The sequence below is a fragment of the Paraburkholderia sp. SIMBA_053 genome (genome assembly GCF_046534895.1).
Classification (GTDB): Bacteria; Pseudomonadota; Gammaproteobacteria; order Burkholderiales; family Burkholderiaceae; genus Paraburkholderia; species Paraburkholderia caledonica.
In genome coordinates, this window is the sequence record NZ_JAWRXU010000407.1 from 1 (window position 1) to 300 (window position 300).

The 300-nt window shown below is 58.0% G+C and carries 1 protein-coding gene; it reads right to left on the bottom strand.

Going from position 1 to position 300, the window contains the following annotated elements; all coding sequences use genetic code 11:
* On the bottom strand, positions 1-219 hold a 219-nt coding region (locus SB753_RS36190; RefSeq protein ID WP_410804919.1), incomplete at its 3' end, for a winged helix-turn-helix transcriptional regulator.
* Positions 220-300 lie beyond the last annotated feature (81 nt).

The window sequence follows — 300 nt, forward strand, 5'->3', positions numbered from 1 at the left end:
CTCCGAATAGCGGCGTTTCTCCAATAGACCTTGTTCCGCCAGCGCGGCCAGACGCCGCGTCAGCATCGTCGGCGCTATGCCCAGACTTTTGCGGAACTGGTCGAAGCGCGTCAGACCCGCGTGGGCGTCGCGCAAGATAAGGATGCTCCACGCGTCGCCCGCGACAGCCAGGCTGCGCGCGATCGGACACGGGTCATCGCACGAATTGATGTCGTCCATACTATTTTGATAGTGACATGGATTTGATTTCCCAGTATAGTCGATTTCAATTTGATAGTGACGCGGGCGTTCCGCACATGG